The organism is Pseudomonas sp. LSJ-87 (assembly GCF_032971465.1).
Classification (GTDB): domain Bacteria; phylum Pseudomonadota; class Gammaproteobacteria; order Pseudomonadales; family Pseudomonadaceae; genus Aquipseudomonas; species Aquipseudomonas putida_Z.
Map to the genome: position 1 here is coordinate 487,100 of NZ_JAWJYQ010000001.1, position 22,302 is coordinate 509,401.

Consider the following 22,302-nt stretch of genomic DNA (forward strand, 5'->3'; position numbering starts at 1 on the left):
CATGGGCCTGCATCTCAACGAAGGTGGCGACGACCTCGCCGAAAACCACGAAATCAACGTTACGCCGTTCATCGACGTGATGCTGGTGCTGCTGATCATCTTCATGGTCGCAGCCCCCTTGGCCACGGTCGACATCAAGGTCGACCTGCCGGCCTCGACCGCCAAGCCGGCGCCGAGGCCCGAGAAACCGGTGTTCGTCAGCGTCAAGGCCGACCAGAAGCTGTACGTCGGTGACGATCAGGTCCCTGCCCCCGACCAGCTTGGCCCGATGCTCGATGCCAAGACCAAGGGCGACAAGGAAACCACCATCTTCTTCCAGGCTGACAAAGGCGTGGATTACGGTGACCTGATGGAAGTGATGAACAACATGCGCGCGGCCGGCTACCTGAAAGTCGGTCTGGTAGGTCTCGAGACGGCAGCCAAGAAATGACAAAAACGCGCTCTAACATGGCGCGCTACGGTGGCAGCCTGGCGATCGTGCTGGGCGTGCACGTGGTCGCCGTGCTGCTGACGCTCAACTGGTCGGTGCCCCAGGCCATCGAACTGCCACCGGCAGCCATGATGGTCGAGCTGGCGCCATTGCCGGAGCCTGCGCCACCACCGCCCCCGAAAGCGGCGCCGCAGCCACCGGCGCCGGTCGAGGAACCGCCGCTGCCGAAGCTGGCCGAGGCACCCAAGCCCAAGATCGCCATTCCCAAGCCGCCCAAGCCGAAGGCCAAGCCACAGCCGCCCAAGCCCGAGAAAAAGCCTGAGCCGCCGAAGGAAGCACCGCCGACCGAACAAACGGTAGACGCACCGCCCAGCAACACGCCGCCGCAGAAGTCCGCGGCACCGGCGCCGAGCATTGCGTCCAACAGCAACGCCCTGCCGACCTGGCAGAGCGACCTGCTGCGTCACCTGGCCAAGTACAAGCGTTACCCGGAAGACGCGCGCCGTCGCGGTCTGCAGGGCATCAACCGCCTGCGCTTCGTGGTCGACGCCGAAGGCAAGGTGGTGTCGTACTCCATGGCCGGTGGCTCGGGTAGTGCCGCCCTGGACCGGGCGACCCTGGAAATGATCCGTCGGGCCGGCACGGTACCCAAGCCGCCACCCGAGTTGCTGAACAATGGCACGATCGAAGTCGTGGCACCGTTCGTCTACTCGCTGGACCGCCGCTGAGACTTTTGTTTCTGTCACAAATCGGCAAGTCTGATAACGTGCGTCTATCGATTGCAGCCGCTATGCTGGGCTCGCAACTTCATGGACGCACGTTATGACCCTCACAGAATTACGCTACATCGTCACACTCGCCCAGGAACAGCACTTCGGCCATGCCGCCGAACGCTGTCACGTGAGCCAGCCGACCCTGTCGGTCGGTGTGAAGAAGCTCGAGGATGAGCTTGGCGTGCTGATCTTCGAGCGCAGCAAGAGCGCGGTCCGCCTTACCCCGGTCGGCGAAAGCATCGTCGCCCAGGCGCAGAAGGTACTGGAGCAGGCCCAGGGCATTCGCGAGCTGGCCCAGGCCGGCAAGAACCAGCTGACCGCCCCGCTCAAGGTCGGTGCCATCTACACCGTCGGCCCATACCTGTTCCCGCACCTGATCCCTCAGTTGCACCGCGTGGCGCCACAAATGCCGCTGTACATCGAAGAGAACTTCACCCATGTACTGCGCGAAAAGCTGCGCAACGGCGAACTGGATGCGGTGATCATCGCCCTGCCGTTCAACGAAGCCGACGTGCTGACCCTGCCGCTGTACGATGAACCGTTCTGCGCCCTGATGCCGGCCGACCACCCGTGGACGGCGAAAAAGACCATCGACACCGCCATGCTCAACGACAAGAGCCTGTTGCTGCTCGGTGAAGGCCACTGCTTCCGCGACCAGGTGCTGGAAGCCTGCCCAACGCTGAACAAGGGCGGTGAAGGCTCCAAGCACACCACGGTCGAGTCCAGCTCGCTGGAAACCATCCGCCACATGGTGGCCTCCGGCCTTGGCGTGTCGATCCTGCCGCTGTCGGCGGTGCACAGCCACCACTACGCCCCCGGCGTCATCGAGGTTCGCCCACTGACCGCACCGGCACCATTCCGCACCGTGGCCATCGCTTGGCGCGCCAGCTTCCCGCGGCCGAAGGCCATCGAGATTCTCGCCGACTCGATCCGCCTGTGCTCGGTCGCCAAAGCCCCTGCGGAACAACCGGCCTGAGTCATGAGTGAGCTGTCGAAGGTCCCGGTCACGGTACTCAAGGGGGTTGGCGAGGCCATGGCGGAGAAACTCGCCAAGGTCGGCCTGGAGAACCTGCAGGACGTGCTGTTCCACCTGCCCCTGCGCTACCAGGACCGCACTCGCGTGGTGCCGATAGGCCAGCTGCGCCCTGGCCAGGACGCGGTGATCGAGGGCGTGGTCAGCGGCGCCGACGTGACCATGGGCAAGCGCCGCAGCCTGGTGGTGCGCCTGGGTGACGGCAGCGGCGTGCTGAGCCTGCGCTTCTACCACTTCAGCAACGCGCAGAAGGAAGGCCTCAAGCGTGGTACTCACCTGCGCTGCTACGGCGAAGCCCGCCCCGGCGCCTCGGGCCTGGAAATCTACCACCCAGAATACCGCGCACTGAACGGCGACGAGCCGCCGCCACCGGTCGAGCAGACCCTGACGCCGATCTATCCGTCCACCGAAGGCCTCACCCAGCAACGCCTGCGCCTGCTGTGCCAGCAGAGCCTGGGCCTGCTCGGCCCGCGCAGCCTGCCGGACTGGCTGCCCGACGAACTGGCCCGGGACTACCAGCTGGCGCCGCTGGACGATGCCATCCGCTACCTGCACAACCCGCCGGCCGACGCCGACCTCGACGAGCTTGCCGAAGGCCAGCACTGGGCCCAGCACCGCCTGGCCTTCGAAGAACTGCTGACCCACCAGCTGTCGCAGCAACGCCTGCGCGAAAGCCTGCGCAGCCTGCGCGCGCCGGTGCTGCCCAAGGCCCAGCGCCTGCAGGCGCAGTACCTGGCCAACCTGGGCTTCCAGCCGACCGGCGCGCAGCAGCGGGTGGCCAATGAAATTGCCTACGACCTCAGCCAGCACGAGCCGATGATGCGCCTGGTGCAGGGCGATGTGGGTGCCGGCAAGACCGTGGTCGCCGCCCTGGCCGCGCTGCAGGCCCTGGAGGCCGGCTACCAGGTGGCCTTGATGGCGCCCACCGAGATCCTCGCCGAACAGCACTACATCACCTTCAAGCGCTGGCTCGAACCGCTGGGCATCGAAGTGGCCTGGCTGGCCGGCAAGCTCAAGGGCAAGGCTCGGGCAGCCGCCCTGGAGCAGATCGCCAACGGTGCGCCAATGGTGGTCGGTACCCACGCGCTGTTCCAGGAAGAGGTGAAGTTCAAGCACCTGGCCCTGGCGATCATCGATGAACAACACCGTTTTGGCGTGCAGCAACGCCTGGCCCTGCGCAAGAAGGGCGTGGCCGGGGAATTGTGCCCGCACCAGCTGATCATGACCGCCACGCCCATTCCGCGCACCCTGGCCATGAGCGCCTACGCCGACCTGGACACCTCGGTGCTCGACGAGCTGCCGCCCGGGCGCACCCCGGTGAACACCGTGCTGGTGGCCGACAGCCGCCGCTTCGAAGTGGTCGAGCGTGTGCGCGCCGCCTGCGCCGAAGGGCGCCAGGCCTATTGGGTGTGCACCCTGATCGAAGAATCCGAAGAGCTGACCTGCCAAGCCGCCGAAAGCACCTACGAGGAGCTGGGCAGCGCCCTGGGCGAGCTGCGGGTGGGGCTGATCCACGGGCGCATGAAGCCGGCGGAAAAGGCCGAGATCATGGCCGAGTTCAAGGCCGGCAACCTGCAGTTGCTGGTCGCCACCACGGTCATCGAGGTGGGCGTGGACGTGCCCAACGCCAGCCTGATGATCATCGAGAACCCCGAGCGCCTGGGCCTGGCCCAGTTGCACCAGCTGCGCGGCCGGGTTGGCCGGGGCAGCGCCGTCAGCCATTGCGTGCTGCTGTACCACCCGCCACTGTCGCAGATCGGCCGCGAGCGCCTAGGGATCATGCGGGAAACCAACGACGGCTTCATCATCGCCGAGAAAGACCTGGAACTGCGTGGCCCAGGCGAGATGCTCGGCACCCGCCAGACCGGCCTGTTGCAGTTCAAGGTCGCCGACCTGATGCGCGACGCCGACCTGCTGCCGGCCGTGCGCGACGCCGCCCAGGCCCTGATCGCACGCTGGCCGGAGCACGTCAGCCCCCTGCTCGATCGCTGGCTGCGCCATGGCCAGCAATATGGCCAAGTGTGACGCTGGTCCCATAATGGATCCAGTTTTGCCCCCAGGCTGGTTATACTTCGCGTTTAAAAGAATCAGTGGATACGGACCATGACTGAAGTTGCCCTGGACACCGCAACCCCACACGCTCCCTCGGTCATCCGGCTGCTGCTCGACAAACTCGGCGTGGCCTACCGCGAGGTGGTCGAACATCCGCACCTGCCGGCAGCGTCGCGGGTACAGGCCGTGCTGCTCGACGACGAGGTCGGCGCCCTGATGGTGCTGTTCCCGCAGAGCCAACTGCTGGACCTCAACCGCCTGGCCGAACTGACCGGGCGCAAGCTCACCGCAGTGTCGGTACCGCGCCTGAAGCAGATGCTGGACAAGCACCAGCTCAAGGCCCTGCCGGGCATCCCGGCGCTGACCAGCTCGCCGTGCCAGTACGAAAAGAGCCTGCTCGACGCTGAAACCGTGTTTATCCAGTCTGGCGAAGCCGGCCTGCTGCTGGAAATCGAACGCGCGCACTTCAAGCGCATGCTGGTCAAGGCCAGCGCCAGCAGCTTCGGCCAGGAAGTCGAGGCCATCAGCCCCAACCTCGACCGCCCCGATGATGACACCCGGGAAATCACCAACGCCGTCCAGGCCTTCACTGCCCGGCGCATCCAGAAGCGCCTGGAAGAAACCATCGAAATCCCGCCGCTGGCCGACACCGCGCAAAAGATCATCAAGCTGCGGGTAGACCCCAACGCCAGCATCGACGATATCACCGGCGTGGTCGAAACCGACCCGGCGCTGGCAGCACAGGTGGTGAGCTGGGCGGCATCGCCCTACTACGCCTCACCTGGCAAGATCCGCTCGGTGGAAGATGCCATCGTGCGTGTGCTGGGCTTCGACCTGGTGATCAACCTGGCCCTTGGCCTGGCGCTGGGCAAGACCCTGAGCCTGCCGAAAGACCACCCGCAGCAAGCCACGCCGTACTGGCAGCAGTCGATCTACACCGCCGCGATCATCGAAGGCCTGACCCGCGCCATGCCACGGGCCGAGCGCCCCGAGGCCGGCCTGACCTACCTGGCCGGGCTGCTGCACAACTTTGGCTACCTGCTGTTGGCGCACGTTTTCCCGCCGCACTTCTCGCTGATCTGCCGCCACCTGGAGGTCAACCCGCACTTGTGCCACACCTACGTGGAACAACACCTGCTGGGCATCAGCCGCGAGCAGATCGGTGCCTGGTTGATGAAGCTGTGGGACATGCCGGAAGAGCTGTCCACCGCGCTGCGCTTCCAGCACGACCCGGCCTATGAAGGCGAGTTTTCGGCGTTCCCCAACCTGGTGTGCCTGGCCACCCGCCTGCTGCGCTCGCGGGGGATTGGCTCGGGGCCGCAGCAGGAGATTCCAGACGAGTTGCTGGAGCGGCTGGGGATTACCCGGGACAAGGCCGAGGATGTGGTGAACAAGGTGCTCGAGGCAGAGAGCCTGCTGCGTGAGCTGGCTTCGCAGTTCCACACACCTCACTGACATGATTGGCCCCTGTGGGAGCGGGTTTACCCGCGAAGATCGCGACGCGGTGCATGGCACCGGCGTTGCCGGTGTTCGCGGGTAAACCCGCTCCCACAGGGTATGAGTCAGCAGGCCTATTGAGTTTCAGCCCTTCTTCTTCGGCTTCAGGTACTTCATCAACCCCTGGAACCACATCACCAGCGCCGGGTTACCCTTGATCTGGATGTGCTTGTCCTGGATCCCCTGCATGAACGCCAACTGCTTGTTACCTGCCTGCATGGTGGCGAAGCCATAGGCGGCGTCCTTGAAGGCAATGGCGAACGCCGGCTGCGGGTGCGCGCCGCCCTTGCTGCTGACGCGTTCGTTGTTGACGATGAAGTGCCGGGCGACCTTGCCGTCCAGGGTCTGCATCTGGAACACCAGGTCCTTGCCCTTGAGCTGCTGCTGGAATGCCGGGTTGTTGCGGCTGGCCCTGGCCATCAACAGCCCAATGGCCCAGAGAAGAAAGCGGAACTTCATCAACGCGCCTCGAATTAAAAGTGACTAAGGCGCGCAGTCTATCCTTTTCCGGAACTATTTATGCAAGTTCGAAACATTTTGCCTGCAGAAAGCACAACGGGCGCCCTGGGGCGCCCGCTTGGCTGACACTGGGGTCGTCAGGGAGCGATCACTTGCCTTTCTTGGCCGGCTTGACGGGGGCGTTGACGCTGTCGCGCAGGTTCTTGCCTGGCTTGAAAGCCACGGTATTGCTGGCCTTGATCTTGACCGGTTCACCGGTTTGCGGGTTCTTGCCGGTACGCGCACCGCGATGACGTTTTTCGAAGGTGCCGAAACCGACCAGGGTCACGGTGTCCTTGTCCAGGGCACCCGTGATGCTGTCGAGAATCGCGTTCAAAACCTGATTGGCCTTTTCCTTGGTCAGATCGGCCTTTTCGGCGATGACGGCGGCGAGTTCTGGTTTGCGCATAGTGAAGCCTCTTTGACGGAATTCTTGTTGTTATGCCGTGCTGCCCTGGGAGCAGCGCTCAAGGCACCGCAGGCTCTAATCTGCGGCAGACGGAAGTGAGGATGGCACGTGCACAGGGGCCGCGCCAGTATCTGGGCGGCCATTGTGCAAGCAACAACAGGATAAATCCGACAGAACGCCAGCTATTTACGCCATCACGGCCGGCAGCTGGCGATTCAGGGCCAGCTTTTCCATCACGGCCGCCCCGGTGAGGGCGTAGCCCAGCAGCTTGCCCTCTGCATCAAGGCAGAGCACCTTGAGGTCACTGCCCTGCCCTTCTACCTGCCAGGTGCCTTCGTGGCCCTGGGGCGGCGGCGAGACCACCAGCGGGCAGGCCGGGGTTTTCACGGTGATCGGCATCGGCCCGTAGGCGACCGTTGTCGGCTTGCCGGCCAGGGTTTGCGCCAGAGCCCGGGCACAGCTCATCAGCGGCATCACATAGAGCAGGTTGATGCCATCGACTTCGGCACAGTCGCCAAGGGCGAATATGTTGGCGTGGGACGTGCGCAACTGGCGGTCCACGCAAACGCCGCGGTTGGTCTGCAGGCCAGCGGCGGCGGCCAGGTCGGTGCGCGGGCGCAGGCCGATGGCCGAAACCACCAGGTCGCAGGCGATCACGCTGCCGTCGGACAGGTGCGCCTCCAGGCCCTGGGCCACCTGCTGCAGGCGGGTCAGTACCGGGCCGAGGTGAAAACGCACGCCCAGGCCTTCCAGCCCGGCCTGCACGGCAGTGGCAGCGGCCGGGTGCAGCAGGGTCGGCATGACTTGCTCGCACGGCGCCACCACATCGACCTGGAAGCCGCCCAGGCTCATGTCGTTGGCGAATTCGCAGCCGATCAGGCCGGCACCGAGGATCAGCACGCGCTGTTTGCCGACGGCGGCGGCACGGAAGCGCGCGTAGTCTTCCAGGTCGTTGATCGGGAACACTCGATCGCCGCCATCACCTTCGATCGGCACCTGCACCGTCTGCGCGCCCCAGGCCAGCACCAGGTCGCGGTATTCCACCGCCTCTTCACCTATCCACAAACGCTTGTGGCCCGGGTCGATGCCGCTGATGCGGGTATGGGTGCGAATCTCGGCATTCAGTTGCTCGGCCATGGCGCCCGGCTCGGCCATGCACAGGCCGTCGGCGTCCTTCTGCTTGGCAAAGCCGGTGGACAGCATGGGCTTGGAGTAGGAACGACCGTCATCGGCGGTGATCAGCAGCAGCGGCGTCTGCGCATCGAGCTTGCGAAATTCACGGGCCAGGTTGTAGCCCGCAAGGCCGGTACCGATGATTACCACAGGGGACGTCATGTCGTGCTTTCCTCGATTAGCCGATGGAGATCATTTCAAAGTCGCTCTTGCCCACGCCGCAGTCGGGGCACAGCCAGTCTTCAGGCACGTCTTCCCAGCGGGTGCCGGGGGCGATGCCGTCGTCTGGCCAGCCTTCGGCTTCGTCGTAGATCAGGCCACAGACAATACATTGCCACTTTTTCATGGGGGTGGGTTTCCTCGGTTCAGGCTGGAGCGTTGTGTTGCTGCTGATGGCCTCTTCGCGGGCATGCCCGCTCCCACAGGAGTTGTGCATAACCTGTAGGAGCGGGCGCGCCCGCGAAGAGGCCAGCGCGCAATTCGTGGGGCTTTGTAGCGGCCCTGTCGGCAGTATGCAAGCAGTCGGGGCAATCATGCTAAGCTCGCCGCCTCTCTGGTTGTAACAAGCAGACCGACGTGTCGTACGAATCCCCGCAAGCAGCCGCTGTCGCGTGGCTGCCGTATTCACGGCTGGCGACCGACATCGACCAGCCCACCCTTGACTGGCTGTTCGACGAGGGCTCGCTGACCCGCCGCCTGACCCGCCTGTCCAACGATCACTTCTCCGTCACCCCGCTGTTCGAGGGCTGGCAGCCGCTGCGCGATGACGAATGCCAGGCACTGGGCATCGCCGCTGGCGCCGAAGGCTGGGTGCGTGAGGTGTACCTGCGCGGCCATGGCCAACCCTGGGTGTTCGCCCGCAGCGTCGCCAGCCGCAGCGCCCTGGAGCGCGGCGGGCTGGACCTGGAAACCCTGGGCAGCCGTTCGCTGGGCGAGTTGCTGTTCTGTGACCAGGCGTTCATCCGCCACCCCATCGAGGTGTGCAGTTATCCACAGGCCTGGCTGCCGGGCGAAGCCGCCCACGCGGCGCTGTGGGGCCGCCGTTCGCGCTTCGAACGTGGCGGCCTGGACCTGCTGGTGGCAGAGGTGTTTCTGCCAGCATTGTGGCAAGCGGCCAAGGAGGGAAACCGCTGATGTACCTGCAACTGCTCAAGTCGCTCAACCGCCTGCACCCGCGGGCCTGGGACTTCGTCCAGCTCAGCCGCATGGACCGGCCGATTGGTATCTACCTGCTGCTGTGGCCGACCTTGTCGGCGGTGTGGATTGCCGGCAACGGTTCACCAACCCTGGCCAACGTGTTGATCTTCGGCCTAGGTGTAGTGCTGATGCGCGCTGCAGGTTGCTGCATCAACGACTTTGCCGACCGCAAGGTGGACGGCCACGTCAAACGTACCGCCGACCGCCCACTGGCCAGCGGCCGGGTCCGCCCGCGCGAAGCACTGGTGCTGTTCGCCATCCTGGTCGGAGTAAGCTTCCTGCTGGTGCTGTGTACCAACAGCCGCACGGTTTGGCTGTCGTTCGGTGCGGTGGCACTGGCGTTCTGCTACCCGTTCATGAAGCGCTACACCTATTACCCGCAGGTGGTGCTGGGGGCGGCGTATTCCTGGGGCATTCCCATGGCCTTCACCGCAGCGGGTGGCGAGCTGCCGGCCAGCGCCTGGCTGCTGTATATCGCCAACCTGCTGTGGACGGTGGGCTACGACACCTACTACGCCATGGTCGACCGTGATGACGACCTGAAGATAGGCGTGAAGTCGACCGCTATCCTGTTCGGCGACGCAGACCGCACCATCATCCTGACCTTGCAGCTGCTGTCGCTGGGCTGCCTGTTGCTGGCCGGCAGCCGCTTCGAGCTGGGTGGCTGGTTCCACCTGGGGCTGCTGGGCGCGGCGGCGTGCTTTGCCTGGGAGTACTGGTCGACGCGCAAGCTGGACCGGGAGTCGTGCTTCAAGGCGTTTCTGCACAATCACTGGGCGGGGTCGCTGGTGTTTATCGGGGTAGTGTTGGATTACGCACTGCGTTGAAGCTGAGGCCCCTATCGCCGGCAAGCCAGCTCCCACAGGTGCAGCGCTGCCCTTGAAGCTTGCACATGACCTGTGGGAGCTGGCTTGCCTGCGATGGGCCGCGAAGCGGCCCCGGCAATCTCAAGGCTTGGCGATATGCCAGACGTCCTTCACGCCATCACCGGTCTTGTCCCCGGCCTTCTTGTCCTTGACGAAGGTATACAGCGGTTTGCCGTCGTAGGCCCACTGTTTAGTGCCGTCATCGCGCATCACCACCGTCCACTTGTCCTTGGCAGGCTCGTCATCGGCCTTCACCATCAGCGGCGGCCAGTTGGTGGCGCATTCGCCATTGCACATCGACTTGCCGCCCGCATCCTTGTCGAAGGTGTACAGGGTCATGCCGGCATGATCGACCAACATCCCGCCCTTCTCCATCGCATGGTCGGCCAAGGCCACCCCCGGGAGCGCCAGCGCAGTGAAAAGGGCCATCCAGCTCAGCGTTTGTCGTGTCATTGGATTCACCATTGTTTCGGGGGGATTGAGTTCTGGTTGCCACAACTACGGCCCTTTCAAGCCTAGTTCAGTCATGGAATGTCGCCAGAACGGCCAACACCCTGTCACACAGCTGCAATAATTCCGTTATCTAATGCGGGCCAAGACACCGTATCCAGGAGAGGTTTTGAGCATGGTTGGCAGGAACATTCTGATCGTCGACGACGAAGCACCAATTCGCGAGATGATCGCCGTTGCCCTGGAAATGGCCGGCTATGACTGCCTGGAAGCGGAAAACTCCCAACAGGCCCACGCGATCATCGTCGACCGCAAACCGGACCTGATCCTGCTCGACTGGATGCTGCCGGGCACATCCGGCATCGAACTGGCCCGCCGCCTCAAGCGCGACGAACTGACCGGCGACATCCCGATCATCATGCTCACCGCCAAGGGTGAAGAGGACAACAAGATCCAGGGCCTGGAAGTGGGCGCCGACGACTACATCACCAAGCCGTTCTCGCCGCGTGAACTGGTCGCCCGCCTGAAAGCCGTGCTGCGCCGCACCGGCCCGAGCGATAGCGAGGCACCGATCGAAGTCGGCGGCCTGCTGCTCGACCCGATCAGCCACCGCGTGACCATCGACGGCAAGCCGGCCGAAATGGGCCCTACCGAATACCGCCTGCTGCAGTTCTTCATGACCCACCAGGAGCGCGCCTACACCCGTGGCCAGCTGCTGGACCAGGTGTGGGGTGGTAACGTCTATGTCGAAGAGCGCACCGTCGACGTACACATCCGCCGCCTGCGCAAGGCGCTGGGTGAAGCCTACGAAAATCTGGTACAAACCGTCCGGGGCACCGGCTACCGCTTCTCGACCAAGAGCTGATCGAGCTGAAAAGCGCCAAGCTGCACGTCGTTGTACAAGGACCGTCAATTGAACCAGAACTGGCACGCGACCCTGATTCGCCACCTGCTGCTGCTGATCACCGTCTGCCTGATCGGCGGGCTGGTCAGCGGCTACTATGGCTGGAGCCTGGCCATCGGCCTGGCGCTCTACCTGGGCTGGACCCTCAAGCAACTGCTGCGCCTGCATGACTGGCTGCGCAACCACCAACCCGACGAAGCACCGCCCGATGGCTACGGCCTCTGGGGCGAAGTGTTCGACAGCATCTATCACCTGCAACGCCGCGACCAGCGCGTGCGCGGCCGCCTGCAGGCGGTGATCGACCGGGTGCAGGAGTCTACCGCCGCGCTGCGTGACGCGGTGATCATGCTGGACAGTGACGGCAACCTGGAATGGTGGAACCGCGCCGCCGAGACTCTGCTGGGTTTCAAGACCCCACAGGACGGCGGCCAGCAGGTGACCAACCTGGTGCGCCACCCGCGCTTCAAGGAATACTTCGAGGCGGAGAACTACCTCGAGCCGCTGGAAATCCCCTCGCCGATCAACGACCGCATGCGCGTGCAGCTGCACATCACCCGCTACGGCAACAACGAGCACCTGATGCTGGTGCGCGATGTTACCCGCATTCACCAGCTGGAGCAGATGCGCAAGGACTTCGTCGCCAACGTGTCCCACGAGCTGCGCACGCCGCTGACGGTGATTACCGGCTACCTGGAAACCCTGCTGGACAACGTCGAAGACGTGAACCCGCGCTGGGGCCGAGCCCTGCAGCAGATGAGCCAGCAAGGCTCGCGCATGCAGACACTGCTCAACGACCTGCTGCTGCTGGCCAAGCTGGAGGCCACCGACTACCCGTCGGACAACCAGCCAGTGGCGGTCGATGCCTTGCTCGCCGCGATCAAGAACGACGCCCAGGCCCTGTCCGGGCCCCGCAACCAGCGCATCACCCTGGAAGCCGCGCCTGGCGTGCAGCTGAAAGGCAGCGAGTCGGAGCTGCGCAGTGCCTTTTCCAACCTGGTGTTCAATGCGGTCAAGTACACCCAGGACGAAGGCAGCATCCGTATTCGCTGGTGGGCCGATGCCCAAGGCGCGCACCTGTCGGTGCAGGACTCGGGGGTGGGCATTGATGCCAAGCACCTGCCACGCCTGACCGAGCGCTTCTACCGCGTCGATTCCAGCCGTGCGTCGAATACCGGCGGCACCGGGCTGGGGCTGGCGATCGTCAAGCATGTGCTGATGCGCCACCGCGGCAAGCTGGAGATCAGCAGCGTGCCGGGGCATGGCAGTACCTTTACCTGTCACTTCGCGCCGGCACAATTGGCCAACGGCAAGGCTTGAGATCGGGGCTGCTGCGCAGCCCTTCGCGGGCACGCCCGCTCCCACAGGGACCGCAATAAGTCCGCCACCCTTTGCTTTTGCCGCACCAGCCGCTACATTGGACCCCCTGTGCCAGCAAGAGCTGGCACTTTTTTTCTCTCTATCTCGAAGACGGACCCCGTAAAAACTCCATCATGGACCCTTCCCCTGGTATCAGCCTCACCTCGTTATTCGCCGATTTCGGCATGATCATCTTTGCCTTGCTCCTGGTGCTGCTCAACGGCTTCTTCGTTGCCGCCGAGTTCGCCATGGTCAAGCTGCGCGCCACCCGCGTCGAGTCCATCGCCGAGCTGCATGGCTGGCGTGGCAGCATCCTGCGCAAGGTACACAACCAGCTCGACGCCTACCTGTCGGCTTGCCAACTGGGCATCACCCTCGCCTCGCTGGGCCTGGGCTGGGTCGGTGAACCGGCGTTCGCCCACCTGCTCGAGCCGCTGCTGGCCTACCTGGGCGTGGACACGCCCGAGCTGATCAAGGCCATCTCGTTCTTCGTCGCCTTCTTCGTCATCTCGTACCTGCACATCGTGGTCGGCGAGCTGGCGCCCAAGTCCTGGGCCATCCGCAAGCCCGAGCTGCTGTCGCTGTGGACCGCCGTGCCGCTGTACCTGTTCTACTGGGTGATGTACCCGGCCATCTACCTGCTCAATGCCAGCGCCAACACCATCCTGCGCATTGCCGGCCAGGGTGAGCCCGGCCCACACCACGAGCACCACTACAGCCGTGAAGAGCTCAAGCTGATCCTGCACTCCAGCCGTGGCCAGGACCCGAGCGACCAAGGCATGCGCGTGCTGGCCTCGGCCGTGGAAATGGGCGAGCTGGAGGTGGTCGACTGGGCCAACTCGCGCGAGGACATGGTCAGCATCGACGCCCATGCGCCGTTGAAGCAGATCCTGGCTCTGGTGCGCCGCCACAAGTTCAGCCGCTACCCGGTGTACGACGCCGAGCGTGAGGAATTCACCGGGCTGCTGCACATCAAGGACCTGCTGCTGGAGCTGGCCGAACTCGAGCACCTGCCCGAAACCATCGACCTCGACGACCTGGCACGGCCACTGGAGCGCGTGTCGCGGCACATGCCGCTGGCGCAGTTGCTGGAGCAGTTCCGCAAGGGCGGCGCGCACTTCGTGCTGGTGGAGGAAGCCGATGGCAAGGTGATTGGCTACCTGACCATGGAAGACGTGCTGGAAGTGCTGGTGGGCGACATCCAGGACGAGCACCGCAAGACCGAGCGCGGCATCCTCGCCTACCAGCCGGGCAAGCTGCTGGTGCGTGGCGACACGCCGCTGTTCAAGGTCGAGCGCCTGCTGGGCGTCGACCTTGACCATATCGAGGCAGAAACCCTCGCCGGTCTGGTCTACGAGACGCTCAAGCGCGTGCCTGAAGAAGAGGAAGTGCTGGAGGTCGAAGGGCTGCGCATCATCATCAAGAAGATGAAAGGGCCGAAGATCGTGCTGGCCAAGGTGCTCAAGCTGGATTGAGGGCCATTCGCGGGCTCGCCCGCTCCCACAGGATCACCAAAGGCCAGGCCTTTCAGATTACCTGTGGGAGCGGGCGAGCCCGCGAAGAAGCCGACACGGATCATGGATTACCCGCAGTGAAGTCAGGCAACCCTCCGATCGGCCTGTCGAACCGATAAGGTATCGACTCCAGCGCCAACCCCACATTGCGCTGCACCACGAAATGCAGGTGCGGCCCGGTGCTGTTGCCAGTATTGCCCGACTTGGCCAGCATCTGCCCCTGCCGCACTCGTTGCCCCTCCGCCACTACCACCGACCCGCGCATCAGGTGCAGGTACACGCCCATGGTACCGTCCGGGTGCAGGATCCTGACGAAATTGCCCGACGGGTTGGGGCCGCGCCCGCTCTGGCTGTTCTCCGTCTTCACCACCACCCCTTCCCGCGCCGCGATGATGGTGGTGCCTTCGGGCATGGCGATATCCATGGCATAACGCCCCTTGGGCCCAAAATGACTGACCCGTCCATTGGGGCCCTGGGTCACGCGGAACGGCCCGCCAATCCAGGGGAATGCATAGCGGAAGCCCTGGGGCCGCTTGCCCGGGTCGCCCATGGCCTGCAGCAGGGTCGAGCGGTAGTTCAGCAACATCCCGGGGCGCCCCCTGAGCACGCTGAGCATTTGCGTGGTGCGCGGCGGCAGTACCCGGCGCACGGTACGCGGGGCATTGCCACCTTGTGCGTTCACCAGGTTGTCCAGGCGCAGCTCTACCTCCACCGGCACATGCAGCTGGTTGCGGGCCGAAAAGCTCACGCCACCGTTGAAGGTTATCGCGTTCAGCAGCACCTGGCCTTCGGGCACTTCGACCATGGGTACGCGCCGCACATAGGTTTTGGCACCGGGGCCGGGCCGGTCGGAATAGGAGGTCACGCGGCCATCATCGGTGATCTCGTAGATAGTCATGCCCAGGCTCGACGCCGAGGCCATGAGCAATGCACAGAACAGCAGCAGGCGGGCGGGCATGATAGTGGCTTTTTGACAGTTATGATTTGTCGAAGCCTAGCAGGGGGTTTTGCGGCGGGTATGACAGTTTGTCGGATGGCGTCAACAGGACTGGCCCCATCGCCGGCAAGCCAGCTCCCACAGGAAATGCACAAGGCCAGGGGTTGACGCTGTACCTGTGGGAGCTGGCTTGCCGGCGATGGGGCCAGTAGTGATTACTCAGGCGCCCGGGGTGAAATGCTTCTGCGCCGTCCCGCGGGCAATCAGCCGCGACAGGTAGTCGAGCTTCTGGGCATCCTGGTCGACGAACTTGAAGGTCAGTTGCAACCAGTCACTGTCAGGTTTGGGTTCCAGTGCCGCGACGGCATGCAGGTAGCCGTTCAAGCGCGCGACTTCGGCGTTCTCGCCCTGCTCCAGGTCCAGCACCGCGCCTTCCAGCACTTGGGGCAGCGCTTCGCCACGGCGCACCACCAGCAGGGCCTCTTTCAGGCTCAGCGCCTTGATCACGCACGGCTGCATGCCGCCGGCCAGGCGCAACTGGCCCTGGCCACGGCCGGTCGGCGCAGGAGCGGCGGGCCGGGGGGCAGTGGCCACTGGCCTGGCAGGTGCCGGCGCTGGCGCCGTGACCTTCACCGCTTCAGGCTTGCCGGCTGTCAGTGCATTCAGCGAGTCATTGGCGAACGCCGAGTTGACCCGTGCCGGGCCGCTGGCCATCAGGCTGTCGAGCTTGCCGATCTTGGTCAGGGCCTTTTTCACCTTGGTCAGCAATTGCTCGTTGGTGAACGGCTTGCCGACAAAATCGGAAACGCCCGCCTGAATCGCCTGGATGACGTTTTCCTTGTCGCCACGGCTGGTCACCATGATGAACTGCAGGTTCTTCAACTCAGGCTGCTGGCGGCACCAGGTGAGCAGTTCCAGACCGGACATTTCCGGCATCTCCCAGTCGCACAGAACCAGGTCGAACGCTTCCTTGCCCAGCATGGCCATGGCCTTGCGACCGTTGACGGCGTCGTCGATGGTCATGCCCGGGAAGGCATTACGCAGGCATTTGCGGACCAGATCACGGATAAACGGGGCGTCATCCACGACCAGCACATTCACTTTACTCATCGATACTCCTTCTGAATCCCGACTAGCCTACCGCCGAATAATGGCCACTTGCTACAACCTGGTCACGCCGGGACTTCTTCACATCGTTCGCGGGTGCCTGCCGGCTCCTCGACCGCAAACGAAAACGCCCGGCCAAGGCCGGGCGTCGATGCTCGGGAGCAACCTTACTTATCGTCAGGTTCGGCCGGAACATTAGCGTTTTCGCCGTCGGAAACAGCAGTGCCCTGCACTTCTGCTGTCATGCGCTTGAGGCCCATGTGACGCACGTCGGTGCCGCGCACCAGGTAGATCACCAGCTCGGAGATGTTGCGCGCATGGTCGCCGATACGCTCCAGCGAACGCAGGACCCAGATCACGCTCAGTACCCGCGAGATCGAGCGCGGGTCTTCCATCATGTAGGTCACCAGCTCACGCAGGGCGGTCTTGTATTCACGGTCGATGGTCTTGTCGTACTGGGCCACCGACAGCGCCAGGTCGGCGTCGAAGCGGGCAAAGGCGTCCAGCGCGTCGCGGACCATGTTGCGTACCTGGTCGCCGATGTGACGCACCTCGACATAGCCGCGCGGCGACTCGCCTTCCTCGCACAGCTGGATGGCGCGGCGGGCGATCTTGGTCGACTCGTCACCAATGCGCTCCAGGTCGATCACCGACTTGGAGATGCTGATGATCAGGCGCAGGTCGGAGGCCGCCGGCTGACGACGGGCGAGGATGCGCAGGCACTCCTCGTCGATGTTGCGCTCCATCTGGTTGATCTGCTCGTCGACTTCGCGCACTTGCTGGGCCAGGCCCGAGTCGGCTTCGATCAGCGCAGTGACTGCGTCGTTGACCTGCTTTTCGACCAGGCCGCCCATGGCCAGCAGGTGGCTACGCACCTCTTCGAGCTCGGCGTTGAACTGCTGGGAAATGTGATGCGTAAGGCTTTCTTTGTTGATCATCGTTCGCTCCGCGAAGAAGCTGCAAGCTTCAATTTGTTCGTCTCGTTCCCTGGTCTGTGGGAGCGGGTTTACCCGCGAACACCGGCGAAGCCGGTGCCAGACACCGCGGCGCCTGCTTCGCGGGTAAACCCGCTCCCACAGGGGCCAGGTACCTATCCGGAGCGGCGATCAGCCGTAGCGACCGGTGATGTAGTCTTCGGTCTGCTTCTTCGCCGGGTTGGTGAACAGGGTGTCGGTATCCCCGAATTCGACCAGTTTGCCCATGTACATGAACGCGGTGTAGTCCGAAACACGGGCCGCCTGCTGCATGTTGTGGGTCACGATGACGATGGTGTACTTGGATTTCAATTCGTAGATCAGTTCCTCGACTTTCAGCGTCGAGATCGGGTCCAGTGCCGAGCACGGTTCGTCGAGCAGCAGCACTTCCGGCTCCACGGCGATGGTACGGGCGATGACCAGACGCTGCTGCTGGCCACCGGACAGGCCCAGTGCCGAATCGTGCAGGCGGTCCTTGACCTCGTCCCACAGGGCCGCGCCCTTCAGCGCCCACTCGACCGCTTCGTCGAGCACGCGCTTCTTGTTGATGCCCTGGATGCGCAGGCCGTAGACCACGTTTTCGTAGATGGTCTTGGGGAACGGGTTAGGCTTCTGGAACACCATGCCCACACGGCGGCGCAGCTCGGCCACGTCTTCGCCCTTGCGGTAGATGTTGTTGCCGTACAGGTTGATGGCGCCTTCCACGCGGCAGCCGTCAACCAGGTCGTTCATGCGGTTGAAGGTGCGCAGCAGGGTCGACTTGCCGCAGCCGGACGGGCCGATGAAGGCGGTCACGCGCTGCTTGGGGATGTTCATCTGCACGTCGAACAGCGCTTGTTTGTCGCCGTAGAACAGGCTCAGGCCCGGCACTTCGATGGCTACGGTTTCTTCGGCCAGGCGCAGGCTCTGCTTGTCGCGGCCCAGGGCAGACATGTCGATGCCGTGGGTATGGGATTCTTGCTGCATGGTCAACTCCATACGCTAACAATTCGTTTCAAAGGGCCGCCCGGCTCACGGGCGGCACGCTTGCAATCAGGATCAGCTGTCGAGGGCCTTGTACTTCTCGCGCAGGTGGTTACGGATCCACACGGCCGAGAGGTTGAGGGCCGCAATCACCAGCACCAGCAGCAACGCCGTGGCATATACCAGCGGCCGCGCGGCCTCGACGTTGGGGCTCTGGAAGCCGACGTCATAGATGTGGAAGCCCAGGTGCATGATCTTCTGGTCCAGGTGCAGGTACGGGTAGTTCCCGTCCACCGGCAGCGACGGGGCCAACTTCACCACACCGACCAGCATCAGCGGTGCCACTTCACCGGCGGCGCGGGCCACGGCGAGGATCATGCCGGTCATCATCGCCGGGCTGGCCATCGGCAGGACGATCTTCCACAGGGTTTCGGCCTTGGTCGCGCCCAGGGCCAGCGAGCCTTCGCGCACGGTACGCGGGATACGCGCCAGGCCTTCCTCGGTGGCCACGATCACCACCGGCACGGCCAGCAGCGCCAGGGTCAAAGATGCCCACAGCAGGCCCGGGGTACCCAGGGTTGGCGCCGGCAGTGCTTCGGGGAAGAACAGGCGGTCGATCGAGCCACCCAGCACATAGACGAAGAAGCCCAGGCCGAACACGCCGTAGACGATCGCTGGTACACCGGCCAGGTTGTTCACCGCGATGCGGATCAGGCGGGTCACTGGGCCCTGTCTGGCGTATTCGCGCAGGTACACGGCAGCCAGAACACCGAACGGGGTGACGATCACGGCCATGATCAGGGTCATCATCACGGTACCGAAGATGGCCGGGAAGATACCGCCCTCGGTGTTGGCTTCACGCGGGTCGTCGCTGAGGAACTCCCAGACCTTGGTGAAGTAGGTGCCCAGCTTGGTGAACCCCGACATGGCGTTCGGCTGGATGGCGTGCACCACCTTGCTGAGGTTGATTTCCACTTCACGGCCGTTGCCATCACGGGCCACCAGGCTGTCGCGAGCGAAGGCCTGGTGCAGGCCGGTCAGGCGATCTTCGATGGCCTTGTAGCGGCTGTTCAGCTCGGCGCGCTCGGCGTCCATGTCGGCCTGGGCGGCGGCGTCCAGCTTGCCGTCCAGCTCCAGCTTGCGCGCCTGCAGACGCAGGCGCTCAAGGCCATGGTTGATGGCGCCGATGTCTTTCTTCTCTAGGCTTTGCAGTTCGCTGTTGAGCTGGTTGGCGCGCTTAAGGCGGGCCTGCAGCTCGGCCCAGGCGGCAGCACCTTCGGCGACCACGCGGCCTTCTTCCTTGACGCTGACCAGGTAGCCGTAGAAGTTGCCCCACTCGCGACGCTCCAGGGCGATCAGGTCGGTCGGGTGCTTTTCGTCGACCAGCCAGTCGCCGACCACCCAGGTGAAGTCGCTGCCGTTGAGATCGCGGTTGCCCACCTTGATCAGCTCACGGGTCATGAACTCCGGGCCTTGGTCAGGCACTGGCAGGCCGGCGCCCTTCAGGCGGGCACGGGGTACTTCTTCCTTTTGCACCACTTCGCCAATGACGACGTGGTCGGCCTGGCCCGGCACCTTGTAGGTGGCCTGGACAAGATCGGCCGGCCAGAAGTGGCCCAGGCCGCGCACGGCAATCACCGCCAGCAGGCCAACGGTCATGATCACTGCCATGGCCACCGCGCCGCCGCTCATCCAGACGCCTGGGGCGCCGCTCTTGAACCAGCCTTTGAGGGAATCCTTTTTCACGGATCGCTACCTTTCTATCAAAGCGACGAGTATTTCTTGCGCAGACGCTGGCGAATCAGCTCGGCCAAGGTGTTCATGATGAAGGTGAACATCAGCAGCACCAGCGCGGCCAGGAACAGCACGCGATAGTGGCTGCCGCCGACTTCCGACTCCGGCATTTCCACGGCCACGTTGGCGGCCAGGGTGCGCATGCCCTCGAACAGGTTCAGCTCCATCACCGGGGTGTTGCCGGTGGCCATCAGCACGATCATGGTCTCGCCCACCGCACGGCCCATACCGATCATCAGCGCCGAGAAGATACCCGGGCTGGCGGTGAGGATGACCACGCGAGTCAGGGTCTGCCATGGCGTCGCTCCCAGGGCCAGGGAGCCCAGGGTCAGGCTGCGCGGCACGCTGAACACGGCGTCTTCGGCGATGGAGTAGATGTTCGGGATGACCGCGAAGCCCATGGCGATACCCACGACCAGGGCGTTGCGCTGGTCGTAGGTTATCCCCAGGTCGTTGGTGATCCACAGGCGCATGTCGCCGCCAAAGAACCAGTTCTCGAGGTGCGGGCTCATGGTCAGGGCGAACCAGCCGGTGAACAGGATGACCGGGATCAGGATCGCCGCTTCCCAGCCATCCGGGATACGCAGGCGGATCGACTCGGGCAGGCGGGTCCAGGCGAAGCCGGCCAGCAGGATACCGAGCGGCATCAGCAGGAACAGGCTGAACACGCCCGGCAGGTGGCCTTCCAGGTACGGGGCGAGGAACAGGCCGGCGAAGAAGCCGAGGATCACGGTCGGCATCGCTTCCATCAGTTCGATCACCGGCTTGACCTTGCGGCGCATGCCCGGGGCCATGAAGTAGGCGGTGTAGATGGCCGCGGCAATCGCCAGCGGGGCCGCCAGGATCATGGCGTAGAACGCGGCCTTCAGGGTACCGAAGGTCAGCGGCGACAGGCTCAGCTTGGGCTCGAAGTCGGTGTTCGAGGCGGTCGATTGCCAGACGTATTTCGGCTCGTCGTAGTTCTCGTACCACACCTTGCCCCACAGCGCGCTGAAGGAAATTTCCGGGTGCGGGTTGCGCAGGCTCAGTGGCAGCAGCTTGCCGCCTTCTTCGATGATGATGCGGTTGGCACGTGGCGAAAGGGCCAGGATGCCAGGGCCTTCGGCGGCCGGCTCGACCAGCAGGGTACGGTGCGCGGTGCTGTGGAACACGCCCAGCTCGCCTGCGGCGTCGAGGGCGACGAAGCCCTTGCGGCGCTCTTCGGCGTCGATCTGCACGACCGCGGCCTTGCCCATCTGGAAGGTGCGGATCAGCTTGAAGCGGGATTCGCCATCCGGGTCACGGGCCATGAACCACTGAGCCAGGCCACCCTTGGAGTCGCCGATGATCAGCGAGATGCCGCCGACCAGCTGGGCGGTGGCGGTAATTTCGGTGTCGGCGCTTTCAGACAATTTGTAGCGGCCGTTGAGGCTCTTGTCGCGCAGGTTGAACACGTCTGCGGTGGCGCGGCCGTTGATCACGTACAGCCACTGCTGACGCGGGTCGATGAAGATGTTCTTCACCGTTTCGGTCATCTGCGGCAATTCGATGCGGTTCTGCTCGGTGGTGACCTCTTCGGTCATCATGTTTTCGGTGCGGGTCAGCTCGACCACCTGCAGGTGCGCGCCGGTGGAACCGGCCATCAGCAGGGTGTCGCCATTGACGTTGACACTGACATGCTCCAGCGCACGGCCCTGCTCGTCGAGCACGAACGGTTGCTCGCCGTACGGGTAGTCGATTCCGGGGGCGATGGTTTTCTTGTTGTCCGGGTAGGTGATCTTGTAGGTGTGGTGGAACACCAGCGCCTGGCCATTGGACAAGCCCAGCACTACCAGCGGACTGCCCGGCTGGTCGGCACTGATCGAAGTGACCTGGGTGCCTGCCGGCACTGGCAGGTCGAAACGCTTGAGCTCGTTACCGGTCTTGGTATCGAAGAACAGTGCCTGGCCCTTGTCCGAAACGCGCATGCCCACCAGGTTCTGCTCTTCAAGCGCGATCATCAGCGGCTTGCCGGCATCCTGTTGCAGCCAGGTCGGCTCCAGGGCTTTCTTGCTGGTCAGCTCGGCGCCCTGGAACAGCGGCAGCACCACATAGGCCAGATAGAAGAAGATCAGGGTGATCGCCGCCAATACGGCAAGCCCGCCCACCAGTACATACCAGCGGGTCAGGCGGTCCTTTAGCGCGCGCATGCGGCGCTTGCGTTGCAACTCCGGCGTATTGAAATCAATCCGCACGGGCTGGGAGTTTTGGGTCATGTTGGAGTTGGCCAGATCATTCATGCGCACACCCTAGCGGTCCCGTGTGACAAAAACATTACAAAGTGGTGACGCACGAAAGCCCGCCGCACAGGAAACCTGGCTTCGGACTGGAATTTCGTGGAAGAGGCCGGGCATCAG

Annotated in this window: 21 protein-coding genes; 10 read left to right on the top strand and 11 right to left on the bottom strand. The window is 64.1% G+C overall.

Translation table 11 applies throughout. From position 1 onward, the window contains the following. The first annotated feature begins 1 nt into the window (after position 1). The 5 genes from exbD (at position 2) to RYH74_RS02130 (ending at position 5,743) form a co-directional block, all read left to right on the top strand. On the top strand, positions 2-430 hold the full coding sequence (exbD, locus tag RYH74_RS02110; RefSeq protein WP_013974803.1) for a TonB system transport protein ExbD: 429 nt from the start codon (positions 2-4) through the stop codon (positions 428-430). After that, positions 427-1,158 carry an energy transducer TonB gene (locus RYH74_RS02115; RefSeq protein WP_016489831.1) on the top strand — a complete coding sequence of 244 codons (732 nt, stop codon included), beginning with the start codon at positions 427-429 and terminating at the stop codon, positions 1,156-1,158. Before exbD ends, RYH74_RS02115 begins: the two co-directional genes overlap by 4 nt. Positions 1,159-1,252: 94 nt before the next feature. Then, positions 1,253-2,179 carry a hydrogen peroxide-inducible genes activator gene (locus tag RYH74_RS02120; protein ID WP_013974805.1) on the top strand — a complete coding sequence of 309 codons (927 nt, stop codon included), beginning with the start codon at positions 1,253-1,255 and terminating at the stop codon, positions 2,177-2,179. A 3-nt stretch (positions 2,180-2,182) separates the two neighbouring features. After that, a complete protein-coding gene (gene recG, locus RYH74_RS02125) occupies positions 2,183-4,261 on the top strand; it encodes an ATP-dependent DNA helicase RecG (protein ID WP_039612341.1) in 2,079 nt (692 codons plus the stop codon). 78 nt (positions 4,262-4,339) lie between these two features. Then, complete coding sequence (locus RYH74_RS02130; protein ID WP_317408893.1) at positions 4,340-5,743, top strand: aminoacyl-tRNA deacylase and HDOD domain-containing protein; 1,404 nt, start codon at positions 4,340-4,342, stop codon at positions 5,741-5,743. Positions 5,744-5,869: 126 nt separating this feature from the next. On the opposite strand, the gene RYH74_RS02135 is transcribed toward RYH74_RS02130, so the two are convergent. The 4 genes from RYH74_RS02135 to RYH74_RS02150 form a co-directional block, all read right to left on the bottom strand. Next, positions 5,870-6,244: an SCP2 sterol-binding domain-containing protein gene (locus tag RYH74_RS02135; RefSeq protein WP_075046766.1), complete on the bottom strand. Its 375-nt coding sequence runs from the start codon at positions 6,242-6,244 to the stop codon at positions 5,870-5,872. 148 nt (positions 6,245-6,392) lie between these two features. Then, complete coding sequence (locus RYH74_RS02140) at positions 6,393-6,692, bottom strand: HU family DNA-binding protein (RefSeq protein ID WP_013974808.1); 300 nt, start codon at positions 6,690-6,692, stop codon at positions 6,393-6,395. Positions 6,693-6,878: 186 nt separating this feature from the next. Continuing rightward, positions 6,879-8,027: an NAD(P)/FAD-dependent oxidoreductase gene (locus tag RYH74_RS02145; RefSeq protein ID WP_085588827.1), complete on the bottom strand. Its 1,149-nt coding sequence runs from the start codon at positions 8,025-8,027 to the stop codon at positions 6,879-6,881. Positions 8,028-8,043: 16 nt separating this feature from the next. Continuing rightward, a complete protein-coding gene (locus RYH74_RS02150; protein ID WP_003253349.1) occupies positions 8,044-8,211 on the bottom strand; it encodes a rubredoxin in 168 nt (55 codons plus the stop codon). A gap of 230 nt (positions 8,212-8,441) precedes the next feature. Between RYH74_RS02150 and RYH74_RS02155 the strand changes: the two genes are divergently transcribed. Both RYH74_RS02155 and ubiA read left to right on the top strand, forming a co-directional pair. Beyond that, positions 8,442-8,999, top strand: a complete 558-nt coding sequence (locus tag RYH74_RS02155) for a chorismate--pyruvate lyase family protein (protein ID WP_317408894.1) — start codon at positions 8,442-8,444, stop codon at positions 8,997-8,999. After that, complete coding sequence (gene ubiA, locus RYH74_RS02160; protein WP_317408895.1) at positions 8,999-9,889, top strand: 4-hydroxybenzoate octaprenyltransferase; 891 nt, start codon at positions 8,999-9,001, stop codon at positions 9,887-9,889. Before RYH74_RS02155 ends, ubiA begins: the two co-directional genes overlap by 1 nt. Positions 9,890-10,009: 120 nt before the next feature. Here ubiA and RYH74_RS02165 read toward each other — a convergent pair whose 3' ends face one another. Continuing rightward, positions 10,010-10,381 (bottom strand): hypothetical protein, encoded by a 372-nt coding sequence (locus RYH74_RS02165; RefSeq protein WP_286100775.1) that lies wholly within the window; start codon positions 10,379-10,381, stop codon positions 10,010-10,012. Between the two features lie 172 nt (positions 10,382-10,553). Here RYH74_RS02165 and phoB point away from each other — a divergent pair, with 172 nt between their 5' ends. The 3 genes from phoB (at position 10,554) to RYH74_RS02180 (ending at position 14,113) form a co-directional block, all read left to right on the top strand. After that, the gene (gene phoB, locus RYH74_RS02170; protein ID WP_003253341.1) at positions 10,554-11,243 is read left to right on the top strand and encodes a phosphate regulon transcriptional regulator PhoB; all 690 of its coding nucleotides are present in this window, start codon (positions 10,554-10,556) and stop codon (positions 11,241-11,243) included. Between the two features lie 48 nt (positions 11,244-11,291). Then, positions 11,292-12,599, top strand: coding sequence for a phosphate regulon sensor histidine kinase PhoR (phoR, locus tag RYH74_RS02175; protein ID WP_025341127.1), 1,308 nt, complete (start codon positions 11,292-11,294; stop codon positions 12,597-12,599). 173 nt (positions 12,600-12,772) lie between these two features. Next, positions 12,773-14,113 carry a hemolysin family protein gene (locus tag RYH74_RS02180; RefSeq protein WP_013974815.1) on the top strand — a complete coding sequence of 447 codons (1,341 nt, stop codon included), beginning with the start codon at positions 12,773-12,775 and terminating at the stop codon, positions 14,111-14,113. 100 nt (positions 14,114-14,213) lie between these two features. Here the strand turns inward: RYH74_RS02180 and RYH74_RS02185 are convergent, their stop codons facing one another. The 6 genes from RYH74_RS02185 to RYH74_RS02210 all read right to left on the bottom strand — a co-directional run bounded on the left by RYH74_RS02185 (position 14,214) and on the right by RYH74_RS02210 (position 22,185). Beyond that, a complete protein-coding gene (locus RYH74_RS02185; RefSeq protein ID WP_238067080.1) occupies positions 14,214-15,110 on the bottom strand; it encodes a M23 family metallopeptidase in 897 nt (298 codons plus the stop codon). 198 nt (positions 15,111-15,308) lie between these two features. Next, complete coding sequence (locus RYH74_RS02190) at positions 15,309-16,199, bottom strand: response regulator (protein ID WP_075046771.1); 891 nt, start codon at positions 16,197-16,199, stop codon at positions 15,309-15,311. A gap of 164 nt (positions 16,200-16,363) precedes the next feature. Continuing rightward, on the bottom strand, positions 16,364-17,134 hold the full coding sequence (gene phoU / locus RYH74_RS02195) for a phosphate signaling complex protein PhoU (protein ID WP_013974818.1): 771 nt from the start codon (positions 17,132-17,134) through the stop codon (positions 16,364-16,366). Between the two features lie 168 nt (positions 17,135-17,302). Next, a complete protein-coding gene (gene pstB, locus RYH74_RS02200) occupies positions 17,303-18,136 on the bottom strand; it encodes a phosphate ABC transporter ATP-binding protein PstB (protein ID WP_003258171.1) in 834 nt (277 codons plus the stop codon). Between the two features lie 72 nt (positions 18,137-18,208). Beyond that, a complete protein-coding gene (gene pstA, locus RYH74_RS02205) occupies positions 18,209-19,825 on the bottom strand; it encodes a phosphate ABC transporter permease PstA (RefSeq protein WP_204249941.1) in 1,617 nt (538 codons plus the stop codon). Positions 19,826-19,896: 71 nt separating this feature from the next. Next, the gene (locus RYH74_RS02210) at positions 19,897-22,185 is read right to left on the bottom strand and encodes an ABC transporter permease subunit (protein WP_085588835.1); all 2,289 of its coding nucleotides are present in this window, start codon (positions 22,183-22,185) and stop codon (positions 19,897-19,899) included. Between the last annotated feature and the right edge of the window lie 117 nt (positions 22,186-22,302).